This window comes from Cupriavidus sp. LA-1, from assembly GCF_055385985.1.
Genome location: NZ_AP031387.1, coordinates 2,677,037 through 2,688,824 on the forward strand (window position 1 = coordinate 2,677,037; position 11,788 = coordinate 2,688,824).

General features: G+C 69.3%; 9 protein-coding genes. 1 reads left to right on the plus strand and 8 read right to left on the minus strand.

From position 1 onward, the window contains the following. Positions 1–4: 4 nt before the first annotated feature. From ACZ5MJ_RS12515 to edd, 6 genes are all read right to left on the minus strand, one after another. Complete coding sequence (locus ACZ5MJ_RS12515; protein WP_464219683.1) at positions 5–826, minus strand: proteasome-type protease; 822 nt, start codon at positions 824–826, stop codon at positions 5–7. Between the two features lie 115 nt (positions 827–941). Continuing rightward, positions 942–1,781: a transglutaminase family protein gene (locus tag ACZ5MJ_RS12520; protein ID WP_464219685.1), complete on the minus strand. Its 840-nt coding sequence runs from the start codon at positions 1,779–1,781 to the stop codon at positions 942–944. A 47-nt stretch (positions 1,782–1,828) separates the two neighbouring features. After that, positions 1,829–2,782: an alpha-E domain-containing protein gene (locus tag ACZ5MJ_RS12525; RefSeq protein WP_464219686.1), complete on the minus strand. Its 954-nt coding sequence runs from the start codon at positions 2,780–2,782 to the stop codon at positions 1,829–1,831. A gap of 64 nt (positions 2,783–2,846) precedes the next feature. After that, on the minus strand, positions 2,847–4,322 hold the full coding sequence (locus ACZ5MJ_RS12530) for a circularly permuted type 2 ATP-grasp protein (RefSeq protein WP_464219687.1): 1,476 nt from the start codon (positions 4,320–4,322) through the stop codon (positions 2,847–2,849). A 354-nt stretch (positions 4,323–4,676) separates the two neighbouring features. Beyond that, positions 4,677–5,183, minus strand: a complete 507-nt coding sequence (locus ACZ5MJ_RS12535) for a gluconokinase (protein WP_464223711.1) — start codon at positions 5,181–5,183, stop codon at positions 4,677–4,679. A gap of 150 nt (positions 5,184–5,333) precedes the next feature. Further along, positions 5,334–7,229, minus strand: a complete 1,896-nt coding sequence (gene edd / locus ACZ5MJ_RS12540) for a phosphogluconate dehydratase (RefSeq protein ID WP_464219689.1) — start codon at positions 7,227–7,229, stop codon at positions 5,334–5,336. A 255-nt stretch (positions 7,230–7,484) separates the two neighbouring features. Between edd and ACZ5MJ_RS12545 the strand changes: the two genes are divergently transcribed. After that, positions 7,485–8,423, plus strand: a complete 939-nt coding sequence (locus ACZ5MJ_RS12545) for a MurR/RpiR family transcriptional regulator (protein ID WP_464219690.1) — start codon at positions 7,485–7,487, stop codon at positions 8,421–8,423. A gap of 12 nt (positions 8,424–8,435) precedes the next feature. Here ACZ5MJ_RS12545 and ACZ5MJ_RS12550 read toward each other — a convergent pair whose 3' ends face one another. Together ACZ5MJ_RS12550 and ACZ5MJ_RS12555 are read right to left on the minus strand one after the other, a co-directional pair. Beyond that, the gene (locus ACZ5MJ_RS12550) at positions 8,436–10,850 is read right to left on the minus strand and encodes a DNA internalization-related competence protein ComEC/Rec2 (RefSeq protein WP_464219691.1); all 2,415 of its coding nucleotides are present in this window, start codon (positions 10,848–10,850) and stop codon (positions 8,436–8,438) included. Between the two features lie 71 nt (positions 10,851–10,921). Beyond that, the gene (locus ACZ5MJ_RS12555; protein WP_464219692.1) at positions 10,922–11,782 is read right to left on the minus strand and encodes a TatD family hydrolase; all 861 of its coding nucleotides are present in this window, start codon (positions 11,780–11,782) and stop codon (positions 10,922–10,924) included. Positions 11,783–11,788 lie beyond the last annotated feature (6 nt).

The following is an 11,788-nucleotide window of genomic DNA, read 5'->3' on the forward strand; positions in this document are numbered from 1 at the left end:
GCCCTCAGTCCTGGGTGCGGGCCGGATTGCGCCTGGCGCGCACCGGCTGCCCCCAGCGGTCGGCCTCGCCGGTGCGCGCCAGCGGGAATTCCGCGGCGGTAGCGGCATCCCATTCCGGGTTATGAATCTCGCCGAAGACCTGGCGCAGGCGCTGCCCCCAGGTATCGCGGATCATGCGGAAGTAGGCATTGCGCTCGTCGATACTGACAAAGCGGGTCACGCGCAGCGAATCGGCCTCATAGACCAGCAGGTCCAGCGGCAGGCCGACCGAGATATTCGACTTGAGCGTCGAATCCATCGAGATCAGCGCGCACTTGGCGCCCTCCGCCAGCGGCAGCGACGGGTGCACTACGCGATCGATGATGGGCTTGCCATACTTGGCCTCGCCGATCTGGAAGTAGCAGTTCTCGGGCGTGGCCTCGACGAAATTGCCCGCCGCGTAGATATTGAACAGCCGCACGCGTTCGCCGCGCACCTGGCCGCCGAAGATCAGGCTGACATTGAACTCGATGCCGGCATCGCGCAGCGCATGCGCGTCGCGCTTGTGCACCTGGCGCACCGCTTCGCCAACGATAGAGGCGGCTTCGAACATGTCGCGCGCGGTCCACAGCGAGCGCTTCTCGTCATGGTTCTCGGCCAGGATCTGGCGCACCGACTGGCTGATGGCCAGGTTGCCGGCGGTCATCAGCACCATCACCCGGTCGCCGGGTTCCTCGAACACCGTCATCTTGCGCGCGGTCGAGATGGCGTCCACCCCGGCATTGGTGCGGGAATCGGACAGGAATACCAGGCCGGCATCCAGCCGCATGGCTACACAGTACGTCATGATTTGTCTTGGTGTTCTCAGGGGCAGCCGGAAGTGGCCAGCCGTGGGCCTGCATCACCCCGGATTCTAGCGCCGGTGCACCGGCACCGCGCCTTGTCTGGAATCAGGCACCTAATCAGGTATAAAGTGGCGTGATAGCTACATTGACTTCCAGCGTTTCGCCGGAGCCTCCTTCCAGGATGCCCCGGACTGGTGCCGCCGAAGCGTAATCGCGCCCTACCGCCAGCCGTATATGGCGCTCGTCGGTCAGGCAGCCGTGCGTGATGTCGACGCTGCACCAGATCTCGCGCGCCGGGTCCAGGCAGACGTCGGCCCAGGCATGGCTGGCCATTTCGCTGGCTGCCGGGTCGTAGAAGTACCCGCTCACATAGCGTGCCGGGATGCCCAGCGCCCGGCACGCCGCCACCATCACCTGCGCCTGGTCCTGGCACACGCCGCTTCCCAGCGCGAAGGCATCGGCGGCCGAGGTGCCGACATCCGTCGTATTGGGCTTGTAGCGCACCCGCTCGGCAATCCCTTGCGCCAGTGCCAGCAGCGCGGGAATGTCATGCCCGGCGGCCAGGAACGGCGCGGCAAACGCCTGCATCGCGGGCGGTGCCGTGGTCAGTGGCGTGCTGCCAAGGAAGTACAGCGGCGACACCCGTGACTCACCGGGCGGCGGCGCATCGCAGAACGCATGGTGGCCGTCGCGGTCGAGGTCGCCATGCGGCGGCAGCACTTCCACCTCGCCAGTGGCTTCGATGGAGAGGGTGCTGGTCGGCCCGGTCACGGTGAAGTTGTGCACGATATTGCCGAAGCCATCGCGCCCGGCCGACGGGCTGCCGGGCGTCACCAGTTGCCAGCTGTGCACGGACTGCAGCGGGCCCGAGCGCGGCTCGAGCCGCACTTCGTGCACGCTGCGCCGCACCGGTTCGGCGTAGCGGTAGACAGTATGGTGATGGATCTTGTATTTCACGGTATCAGGGCGCGGCGGCGGCACATGGAGGCTGCCGGCGGCCCATCTCAGGCAGCCAGCAGCGGCACGAGGAAGTCCCGGCTGATGCCATTGCCGAGGTCGCCGATGCGCTCCAGGAAGCTGGTCAGGTACGCATGCAGGCCGACGGCGAAAATATCGTCGATCCGCGCGTACTTCAGGTCGGCGTGGAGTTTACCAGCCTGCCGCTCGGTTTCCGCCGATTGCTGGTTGCGTACCGTGTGCAGGATGGCAACCACTTCGTCCATGCTCGACACCAGCGAGCGCGGCATGTCCGGACGCAGGACCAGCAGCTCGGCCACGCGCTGCGGCGTGATGACCGCGCGATAGACCTTGCGGTAGACCTCGAAACCCGAGACCGAGCGCAACACTGCGGCCCAGTGGTAGAAGTCGTTCTGGTCGCGGTTGGCATCGCTCTCGTCGCTGCCCGACGCCTGGAACTTGACGTCCAGGATCCGCGCGGTATTGTCGGCGCGCTCCAGGAAGGTGCCCAGCCGCATGAAGTGGAAGGCATCGTCCTTGAGCATGGTGCCGAACTGCACGCCGCGGGCCAGGTGCGAACGGAACTTGACCCATTCAAAGAAGCGCGCCGGGTCTTCCTTCAGCACGCCGTCGGCGATCAGGCGCTGCACCTCAAGCCAGGTGGTGTTGACGGTCTCCCAGACCTCGGTGGTCAGCGAGCCCCGCACCGCGCGCGCGTTCTCGCGCGCCGCGCGCAGGCAGCTCATGATGGACGAGGCATTGGTCATGTCGCGCACCATGAAGTCGATCACATCGTCGCGCGACAGCAGGCCGTACTTGTGGTCGAAGACATCGGTGAGCTCGGAGATATCGAGCATGGCCCACCAGCCCTGCTCGGCCACTTCGGCCGATTGCGGCAAGAGCGAGGTCTGGTAGTTGACGTCGAGCATGCGCGCGGTGTTCTCCGCGCGCTCGGTGTAGCGGGCCATCCAGAACAGATGGTCGGCGGTGCGGCTCAGCATGTGGGCTCTCCTGGCGTGGTGGCAGTGAGGTCGGTGGCGGCGGTCGTCATGGCCTGGATCGCGTTCATCGTTCCAGCACCCAGGTGTCCTTGGTGCCGCCCCCTTGCGAGGAGTTCACCACTAGCGAACCTTCACGCAGCGCCACGCGGGTCAGGCCGCCGGGCACCATGCGCACCTCCTTGCCCGACAGCACGAACGGACGCAGGTCGATATGGCGCGGGGCGATGCCCGCTTCCACATAGGTCGGGCAGGTCGACAGCGCCAGCGTGGGCTGCGCGATGTACTGCTCCGGCCTGGACCTGACCACCTCGCGAAAGGCATCGATCTCGGCCCGGGTCGCGGCCGGCCCGACCAGCATGCCGTAGCCGCCGGCGCCGTGGGTTTCCTTGACCACCAGCTCGTCCATATGGTCCAGCACGTAATGCAGGTCGTCCGGGCGCCGGCACATATACGTCGGCACGTTGCTGAGGATGGCCTCCTCGCCCAGGTAGAAGCGGATCATGTCCGGCACATACGGATAGATCGACTTGTCGTCGGCCACGCCGGTGCCGATCGCATTGCAGATGGTCACGTTGCCGGCACGGTAGACCGACAGCAGCCCCGCCGCGCCCAGCGACGAATCGTGGCGGAACACCAGCGGGTCGAGGAAGTCGTCGTCGACGCGGCGGTAGATCACGTCGATGCGCTGCGGGCCCTGCGTGGTGCGCATGAACAGGTGGTCGTCCTCGACGAAGAGGTCGCTGCCCTCCACCAGCTCCACCCCCATCTGCTGCGCCAGGAACGCATGCTCGAAGTACGCCGAGTTGTACATGCCCGGCGTCAGCACCACCACCGTGGGATCGGCGATCGCCTGCGGTGATACGCCGCGCAGCATGTCGAGCAACAGGTCAGGATAGTGGGCCACCGGCGCCACGCGGTTGCGCGCGAACAGGTCGGGGAACAACCGCATCATCATCTTGCGGTTCTCCAGCATGTACGACACCCCCGAGGGCACGCGCAGGTTGTCTTCCAGCACGTAGAACTCGCCCTCGCCGGCGCGCACCACGTCGATGCCGGCCACGTGCGCATAAATATCGTGCGGCACGCTGACGCCGAGCATCTCGGGCCGGTACTGGGCATTGTTGTAGATCTGGTCGGGCGGGATCACGCCCGCGCGGATGATGTCCTGGCCGTGGTAGATATCGTGGATAAAGCGGTTCAGCGCGGCCACGCGCTGGCGCAGGCCTTTTTCCAGCAGCGCCCATTCGCTGGCCGGGAAGATGCGCGGGATCACGTCGAACGGAATGGTGCGCTCGGTGCCGCTGTTGGCTTCATCCTTGTCGCCGTAGACGGCAAAGGTAATGCCCACGCGCCGGAAGATCAGGTCGGCCTCGGCGCGCTTGTTGCCCATCGTGCTTTCGGACTGCCGTGCCAGCCAGTCTGCGAAATGCCGGTAATGCGGGCGTACCGCCCCTTCAGGCAATGCCTGTCCCGCCTGGATAACCATCGGCGCCCCGTCCGTGCGCCAGTCCAGCATCTCGTCGAAATACCGCCCCGCCATGATGGCCGTTCCTCCATGTCGCGGGCTTCCGGCGCTACCGCTTCGCCGCGACTTCGCGGCCGCTGCCGGCTGCCCTGGTTTTGCCCTGGCTGTCCTGCCCTGGCCCGCCGCGCCCCCCCGGTCCTGCGAGTGCCGCGGTGATGCCGTCGAGTCACTGGCCCTTTCAGCATACCCGTGCCGGCGAAAGCCGCAAGGTGACTAACCCGCACCGGTATGAAAAATGAACTAGCAAGATGCCTGCCAGCGCACGCAAAAACGGCCGCCAGCGAGGCTGGCGGCCGTTTTCTTGCGAGTCACGTGGGAACGCGCCGCCCGGAGCGGCCGGCGGCGCCAGCCGGGTGGCAGTCGGCCGGATCAGCGCGCCGCGCCGACGCCTTGCGGCACCGTGGCCTGCAGGATGGTGGCGACCAGCGCCTCCGGGGACTGGCGGATATCGAGCACCAGGGCGTCGCTGGGTTCTTCCAGGGTATTGAACTGGCTCTGCAGCAGGTCGGGGTTGAAGAAGTGGTCGGTGCGCGTGGACAGGCGCTGGCCGATCAGCGAGGCATCGCCCTTCATGAAGACGAAGGTCACGCCGCCGTCGGGCGGGGTCAGCCGGTCGCGGTAGGCCTGGCGCAGCGCCGAGCAGGTGAACACATGGGTGCGGCCTTCGGCGCGGGCCGCGTCGATGGCGGCGCGCATGGCGGCCAGCCACGGCCAGCGGTCGTCGTCGGTCAGCGGGATGCCCGCGTGCATCTTGGCCTTGTTGGCGTCGCTGTGGAAGGCATCGGCGTCATGGAAGCCGCAGCCCAGGCGCTGCGCCAGCAACTGGCCGACCGTGGTCTTGCCGCTGCCGGAAACGCCCATCAGGATATAGATCATGTCTGCTCCGTCGGTCTTGGTATCGGATGGTGTCGCCATCCTTGTCAGTCCTTGTCGGTCCAGCCGGACGTCCTTGCGGCGGCGCAAAGGCGTCCCGGGGCGCTGCCGCCCCGCGGGGAACTTCAGGGGAAAAATCGGCCTCTGGCCTGGCTATTGTGCGACGGTTTGCGCCGCCGCGGTACGTTCGCGACCGCCTGCGCCGGCTTCGGCATCCGCCTCGGACAGGTCGAGTGCGCTGCCGCCCTCTTCCGCGATGCGCGCATGGCGCCGGAACAGGCCGAACAGGCCGCGCCCCAGGCTGAACCGCGCGAAATCGTCGGCCGGCGCCGGCGCCAGATCGCGTGCCGCGAATTCGGCTTCGTCGCCCAGCCATTGCAGCGTGCCGGCGACGGCATCGACGCGGATGCGGTCGCCGTCGCGCACGCGCGCCAGCGCGCCGCCGGCCAGCGCCTCGGGGCCGACGTGGATCACCGCCGGCACCTTGCCCGACGCGCCCGACATGCGCCCGTCGGTCACCAGCGCCACCTTGTGGCCGGCGTCCTGCAGCGCGCCCAGCACCGGGGTCAGGCGGTGCAGTTCGGGCATGCCGTTGGCGTTCGGCCCCTGGAAACGCACCACCGCGATCAGGTCGCCGGTCAGCTCGCCCGCATCGAAGGCGGCCTGCAGCGCCTCCTGCGCATCGAACACCCGCACCGGCGCCTCCACCACGCGGTGCTCCGGCGCCACCGCCGAGACCTTGATCACGCCGCGGCCCAGGTTGCCCTGCATCAGCCGCAGCCCGCCTTCGGCGGAGAAAGGCGCCGCGGCCGTGGCCAGCACCTGCGCGTCGCCGCTCTGCGCCGCGCCGTCGCGCCAGCGCAGCACACCGTCGGTCATCACCGGCTCCTGTGCATAGCGGGCCAACCCGGGGCCGGCCACGGTCTGCACGTCCTCGTGCAGCAGCCCCGCCTGCAGCAGCTCGCGGATGACGAAACCGGCGCCGCCCGCGGCATGGAAGTGGTTCACATCGGCCGAGCCGTTCGGGTAGACGCGCGCCAGCAGCGGCGTGATGCGCGACAGCAGGTCGAAATCGTTCCAGTCGATGACGATGCCCGCGGCGCGCGCCATCGCCACCAGGTGGATGGTGTGGTTGGTGGAGCCGCCGGTGGCCAGCAGGCCGACCATGGCATTGGCGATGGCGCGTTCGTCGACGATGCGCGCCAGCGGCAGGTATTCGTCGCCGCGCGCGCGCAGGGCGATCGCGCGCTGTGCCGCCGCCGCCGTGAGCGCGTCGCGCAGGCCGCTGTCCGGGTGCACGAAGGCCGCGCCCGGCAGGTGCAGGCCCATGATTTCCATCAGGAACTGGTTGCTGTTGGCGGTACCGTAGAAGGTGCAGGTGCCGGCGCCGTGGTAGGCCTGGCATTCGGCCTCGAGCAGCGCCTCGCGCCCGACCTGGCCGGTGGCGTAGAGCTGGCGCACACGCGCCTTCTCCTTGTTGGGCAGGCCGCTGGCCATCGGGCCCGCCGGCACGAACACCATCGGCAGGTGGCCGAACTGCAGCGCACCCATCAGCAGCCCGGGCACGATCTTGTCGCACACGCCCAGCATCAGCGCCGCATCGAAGGTGTTGTGCGACAGCGCCACCGCGGTGCCCATGGCAATCGCGTCGCGCGAGAACAGCGACAGCTCCATGCCCGGGTTGCCCTGCGTGATGCCGTCGCACATCGCTGGCACGCCGCCCGCCACCTGCGCCACCGCGCCCACCGCGCGCGCGGCCTCGCGGATCACGGCGGGGTAGCGCTCGTATGGCTGGTGCGCCGACAGCATGTCGTTGTACGCGGTGACGATGCCGAGATTGGGGGCATGGTCGACGCGCAGCTTCAGCTTGTCGTTGGCGGGCAGTGCGGCAAAGCCGTGCGCCAGGTTGGCGCAGGACATGCCGCGCAGCGGCCCCAGTTCAGCCTGCGCGCGCTCGCAGCGGGCAAGGTAGGCGGCACGGCTGGCGCGGCTGCGCGCAACGATGCGGTCGGTTACGGCCAGAAGCTCGGCATGGACAGCGGAAGGCATGGCTCAGACGTTCCTTGTGGGCTGGGTGGCGACGCGATAAGCCGCGCCATCGCATGTAGATTTTCTACAGATCGACGCCATTATACCGAGCGCGGACGCGCCGTCGACCCGCTCATGCATCACAATCTCGCAGAAATTCCGGAAATCAGGGCAAACCCCGAGGGCGGGTCACGCACCAATTCGGGCAAGATGCGACGCCATCCGATGTAGAATCTCTACATAGCCACAAACCCAGACCCCACAGCCCCCGCCGCCATGCGCGACCGAATCCTTGCCGTCTACGACACGCTCCGCCCCTCTGAACGCCGCCTGGCCGACTATGTCGCCCGGCACGGCGCCGCCGTGATCCGGCTGTCGATGCCCGAGCTGGCCGAGCGCGCGGGCGTGTCGCAGCCCACCATCGCGCGCTTCTGCGCGGCGCTGGGCTACGACGGCTTCCGCGAATTCAAGCTGCAGTTTGCGCAGAACGTCGGCGGCGGCACACCCTTCGTGCACCAGGACGTCGCGGCCGACGACCGCCCCGCGGACATCGCCGGCAAGGTCTTCGACCGCACCATTGCCACGCTGATGAGCGTGCGCAATGCCCTGTCGGCCGACCAGATCGAGCATGGCATCCAGCTGCTCGCCGGCGCCCGGCGCATCGAGTTCTACGGCTGCGGCAACTCGGGCATCGTCGCGCTGGATATCCAGCACAAGTTCTTCCGCCTGGGCATGCCGACGGTCGCGTACTCCGATCCGCACGTGTTCAGCATGTCCGCCGCGCTGCTGGCCCGAGGCGACGTGGCCGTGCTGGTCTCCAACAGCGGCCGCACCTGGGACATGCTGACCGCCGCCACGCTGGCGCGCAGCAGCGGCGCCAGCGTGCTGGCGATCACGCACAGCGGCTCGCCGCTGGCGCGGCTGGCCGACGTCTGCGTGTTCTCCGACGTCGAGGAAGACAGTGAGGTCTACACGCCGATGACCTCGCGCATCAGCCATCTCGTGCTGGGCGACGTGCTGGCTGCCGGCGTGGCACTGGCGCGCGCGGACACCGTCGCGCCCCGCCTGCAGCGCGCCAAGGCGCATCTGCGCGAACGGCGCATCGCCGGGGCGGAGCCGGCGCCGGCAAGAAGCCGCACCACGACCAAGGCAGCACCGGAGCCGGCCAACCCCGCGCCGGCAGCCACGCGCACGCGCCGCCGCAAGGGCAGCTGACCCCCGGGCGGCCTAGCGCGGCGCCGCCGGCCGCGCCCGCCAGTAGCGCGGCTGCGCCTGCCTGAACATCGACAGCGCGTACCCCGCAGGCGTGGTCGTCATGGTCACCGCTCCGGTTTCATCAGTCCGGTAGCGCAGAACGCCTGCGCTACCGTAACGCTCCCACACTTCGGCGCCCGGATGCCGATAGCGGTTGGCATGGCCCAGCTGGAACACCGCTGCCGACGGACCCACCGCCTCCACCCAGGCCTCGCCCGACGAGGTGCCGCTGCCATGGTGAGCCACCACCAGCACGTCGGCACGCAGTGCCCCGACTGGCAGCCGGTCGATCAATGCGCGCTCCTGGGCCAGGCCGATATCGCCGGTCAGCAGCAGGCTGTGCGCCGCCGCGTCCACGCGCAGCACGCAGCTGCGCGCATTGCTGGCCACGGCGGACTGCTGCGCGTCCCCGGCCAGCGGATGCAGGACGGTAAAGCGCACGCCGTCCCACTCCCATTGCTGCCCCGCCGCGCACGGCGGCCATTGACCTGCCTGCGCCCCGAGCAGGGCGTGAACGACCGGCGCACCCGTGCTGCGCGCCACCACGGCCACCGCCGCCTCGACGTCTGCCACGCCGCCGGCATGGTCGGTGTCTTCATGGCTGACCATCAGGTGATCGAGCCGGCCGATCCCCTCGCCACGCAGCCACGGCACCACCACCTGCGCACCGGCGCTGGACCCCGATCCATAGGCTGGCCCGGCGTCATACAGCAACGCATGCGAACGCGTGCGCACCAGCACCGCCGTGCCTTGCCCCACGTCGAACATCACCGCGCGGAACTGGCCATGCGCCACCGGCGGCCCGCGCGCCAGCAGCATCGGCAACATCAGCAGCCCGCCACGCAGGCGCACGCGCGCCGTGGCGACCGGCGCGACCAGCAGCCCGACCCCAAGCGCGGCCAGCGCCAGGGCCAACGGCCCCGCGCCGGCCGCTTCCCACATCGCCCACGGCAGCACGGATAGCCAGTCCAGCACGGCGGCCAGCACCACCATCGCCAAGTGCGCCACGGCCAGTACCGGCACGGCAAGCATCATCGGCAAGGCCGCGCCGAGCAGGGCCAGCGGCGTCACCAGCAGGCTGACCACCGGAATCGCCACCGCATTCGCAAGCGGCGACACCACCGATACCTGCCCGAACAGCAGCAACGTCAGCGGCACCAGCCCGATGGTCACCGCCCACTGCGTACGCGCCCCGGTGGCGAGCGTGGCGCGCAGGCGTTGCCAACGCCCCGCCGCCACGGCATCCCGGCCCGGCCGGGCGGCAAAGAAGATCACCGCCACCGCGCCGAACGACAGCCAGAAGCCGGGCAGCATCACCGCCCATGGATCCAGCAGCAATGCCACCAGCGCCGCCCACGCCAGCACCACCGAAGCGGGCGGCGCGCGCGCGCCCCACACCGCAATGGCGGCCACGCAGAGCATGGCCACGGTGCGCAGCGCCGGGATCTGCATGCCGGCCAGCAAGCCGTACCCGAGCGCGCTGGCCACGGCCGCCACCAGCGCGGCCTGCCGGGCCGGCAGCCACAGCGGCAACGGCCGGCGCAGCCAGCGGCCGAGTCCGAACGACTGCCGCCACAGCAGCCCGGCAAGCGACGCCGCCATGCCGGCGATCATGGTGATATGGAGGCCCGAAATGGCCACCAGGTGACTGACGCCGGTGCGCCGGAACAGCTTCCAGTCGTCCGCCTCGATGCCGCGCTGGTCGCCAATGACCAGGGCGATCAGCACGGCGCCAAAGCGCGCATCGGCCGGCAGTGCCGCGCGCAGGTGATCGCGCACCGCGGCGCGCCGGGCTTCGATGCGCCACGCCAGCCGCTCTCCCGACGCATCCTGCGGGGGGGCCAGTGCACGGCGCACATAACCGGTGGCGCCATAGCCTTGCGCCAGCAGCCAGTAGGCGTAGTCGAAACCGAAAGGATTGGCGAGCCCGCGCGGCCGCCGCAGGCGGACCGTCAGCGTGAGACGCTGCCCGGGACGCAGGTCGGGCGGCGCACCACGCCAGTTGAGGATCACGCGGCGCGGCAGATGCTGGCCCGTTTCGCCCTGCTCCACGGTAAAGGCAAAACGCGTCCCGGCGGCGGCATCGGCCGGCAGGCCCGACACCACGCCGCGCACGTCGAGATCGCGCGCTTCCAGCGTCGTCGGCAGCCAGTCGCGCAGGCGCAGTTCGGCCCGCCAGGCCGCCCAGCAGAAGGCGGCGCCGAATGCCAGAACGGCAAGCGCCACGCCATGCGGCACGACGTGCGGGCGCCTGCCCCACAGGGCCACGCCGAGCGCGACCAGCGCCAGCACCACAGCGCTCAGGTGCAGGCCAACCTGCGGCGGCAGCGTTGACTGCTGCTGCAGCGTCCAGCTCCCCGCCACGAACGCCAACACAAACCGACGCAAGGTACCTCCCCGACCAAACGCGCATAGCCGGAGTTGTACCCGCGCCAGCGCGCGGCAAGCTTGTCAGCCTGTCAAGAAGGATTGGAAGTTGTGTGTCCGGCGGGAATCCGCGGCGCCATGGTGTCCGCAAACGCTGCCAGCCGCGGCATCGCCTCCACGGCATTGCGCCAGGTCGCCTGCGCCAGCGTCATCGCATCGATGCCGCGCAATTCGCTCATCACACGCGCCACGCCCGCCACCTCCGCCGGCGTGTTGCGCGCCTTGTGCTGTTCGCCGAACTGGTCGTCCGACAGCCACGCCGGCGCAATATCCGGCGCATCGGTTTCCAGCACCAGCGCTTCCAGCGGCAGTTCCGTCGCCAGCCGGCGGATCTGGCGCGCGCGGCTGAAGGTGACGTTGCCGCCGAAGCCCAGCTTCAGGCCCTGCTCGACAAAGCGCCGCGCCTGCTCGTCGCTGCCGTTGAAGGCATGGGCAATGCCGCGCTTCACGCCCAGCTTGCGCAGTTGCGCGCCGACCTGGTCCTGCGACTTGCGCACGTGCAGCAGCACCGGCAGGTCGAACTCGCGCGCGATCTTCAGCTGCTCGACGTAGAGCCAGGTCTGGTGCTCCGCGTCCAGCCCCGCGACGAAGAAATCGAGCCCGATCTCGCCGATGCCGACAAGGCGTGGATCGCCCATGCTGGCCGCCACCTCGCGCCGCAGCGTGTCGAGGTCGGCCTGGCCGGCGCCGGGCGAACACAGCGGATGGATGCCCAGCGCGTAGACGCAGCGCGCGTCATGCCGCGCCAGCGCGCGCACCGCCTCGAAATTCCACACCGCCACCGCCGGCATCACGATGCCACGCACGCCGGCAGCCTCGGCCGCATCGGCGACCTGCTGGCGGTCAGCGTCGAACTCGCTGGCGTCGAGGTGGCAATGGGTGTCGATCCACATGGGCGC

Coding starts and splice junctions, on each gene's coding strand:
- ACZ5MJ_RS12515 (WP_464219683.1), bottom strand. CDS start 826: ATGACGTACTGTGTAGCCATGCGGCTGGATGCCGGCCTGGTATTCCTG.
- ACZ5MJ_RS12525 (WP_464219686.1), bottom strand. CDS start 2,782: ATGCTGAGCCGCACCGCCGACCATCTGTTCTGGATGGCCCGCTACACC.
- ACZ5MJ_RS12530 (WP_464219687.1), bottom strand. CDS start 4,322: ATGGCGGGGCGGTATTTCGACGAGATGCTGGACTGGCGCACGGACGGG.
- ACZ5MJ_RS12535 (WP_464223711.1), bottom strand. CDS start 5,183: ATGATCTATATCCTGATGGGCGTTTCCGGCAGCGGCAAGACCACGGTC.
- edd (WP_464219689.1), bottom strand. CDS start 7,229: ATGCCTTCCGCTGTCCATGCCGAGCTTCTGGCCGTAACCGACCGCATC.
- ACZ5MJ_RS12545 (WP_464219690.1), top strand. CDS start 7,485: ATGCGCGACCGAATCCTTGCCGTCTACGACACGCTCCGCCCCTCTGAA.
- ACZ5MJ_RS12555 (WP_464219692.1), bottom strand. CDS start 11,782: ATGTGGATCGACACCCATTGCCACCTCGACGCCAGCGAGTTCGACGCT.